Raw genomic sequence first — 1,676 nt, 5'->3', positions numbered from 1 at the left:
CCATTAACATAATATGTCGAGTAGAGTCTGCTTTGGAAATAGATTCAGCTGAAATTTTCACTAAATAATCCGTGATTTTGTTATCCAGATTATTAATGGCATCTTCTAGCTGGTAACCCGTTTCTGCATGTTTTTTATTATGTGTTTTCAAATAGTCAAAGGACTCCTGCAATCCTTGAACACTGAAGCGACCCATACGCAAAATTTCTTCTTTCGCTTGTCCGATAGCAATGGAAGGAGCTGTCTCGATAAAGTGTGGATCTAAATGCTYCGGTTTATATTCTATCGTTACTTCTTCGCCCGGAATTAATTTCGTTACAAGGTATGCCCATGCACCGATGAATGGAAATTGAATAATGGTGTTGGCTACATTGAACGTACCATGTGCAAAAGCAATTTGCATTTTTTCTCCTATATCTAAAACGCCAGACAACCATTCAACATACATAGTGAAAGGTTCTAAAATCATCATAAAAATAATTGTACCTACCACGTTAAATAAAACGTGTGTAGCTGCTGCGCGTCGAGCTGCAATCGAAGCACCTATTGATGCGAATACAGCTGTAATGGTTGTTCCGATATTATCTCCGAAGAGAACCGGTAGTGACGCATCCAGATTTAAAACCCCTTCTGAATACAAACCTTGAAGAATTCCGACTGTTGCACTTGAACTTTGAACGATTAATGTAAATACCGTTCCGACAATTACGCCTAGAATGGAATGTTCTCTCATATTGACGGTTAAATCGATAAATGCTGGCAATTCACTAAGAGGTTTCATTCCCCCGCTCATTAATTCCATTCCTAAAAACAAACCACCAAAACCGAAAATAACTTCTCCCAAATTTTGAATCTGGCTTTTCTTGAAAAAGAAAATCAGGAAAGCACCAATTGCCATAACGGGCAAAGCGTATTCTCCCACATCAAACCCTATAATGAAAGCAGTGACTGTTGTACCTATATTGGCTCCCATGATGACACCGATTGCTTGTTTTAACGTCATAAATCCAGCACTGACAAGACCTACGGTTATGACAGTCGTACCTGAACTGGATTGAATTAAAACTGTAACCGCAATCCCGACTAAAACACCCATGAATGGGTTCGTCGTAAATCGATCTAATATATCACGTAATCGATCACCTGCTGCTTTTTGCAGGCCGTCACCCATGTATTTGATAGAGAACAAGAAGATCCCTAGACCTCCAATGAATTGAAACATCATTTCTTGCCAATTAAGTTCCACGATTCAATTTCAACCCCTGTATGTACAATTATCAACAGTCCCCATTATGAAGAATTCGACAAATGATTGTAAAGAACTTCATTAAATATTTACAAGAACTTAACAATCAGGGCAGCTTTGTACGTAATTTGTACAAATAATTCTTAAAATCTATCTATGGAAAGTAGTATGATAGCTTATAAGGAGTGATTTTCTTGTCAATCATGCAACTATTCTTAGCTTCCATAACCAGCCCGAAAAAAATTGCCGCTTTCCGGCTTCTGCCCATCGGCAAAGTCCTTTTATATGTGTTTTTATTTGTCACCATACTGTCTATTCTTTCGTTCATACAATTTACGTCTGGATTGGTAGATGACTCTTCTTCTATAGTTGGTTTGATAGATTATGTAGAAGACATGGATTGGATTCTGTATCCCTTTGCCTTTATTAC

General features: G+C 37.9%; 2 protein-coding genes. One reads left to right on the top strand and one right to left on the bottom strand.

Annotation, left to right across the window (positions count from 1 at the left end; translation table 11 throughout):
* A partial coding sequence (locus AC1DSB_RS18915; RefSeq protein WP_477587377.1) for a Na/Pi cotransporter family protein occupies positions 1 to 1,246 on the bottom strand: 1,246 nt, incomplete at its 3' end.
* A gap of 203 nt (positions 1,247 to 1,449) precedes the next feature.
* On the opposite strand from AC1DSB_RS18915, the gene AC1DSB_RS18910 reads away from it, so the two are divergent.
* A partial coding sequence (locus AC1DSB_RS18910) for a DUF1189 family protein (RefSeq protein WP_477587378.1) occupies positions 1,450 to 1,676 on the top strand: 227 nt, incomplete at its 3' end.

Source organism: Paenisporosarcina sp. P4_E4_2, from assembly GCF_056401595.1.
Note: the sequence above shows the minus strand (reverse complement) of the source record. Positions and strands in the feature narration are given on the sequence as shown.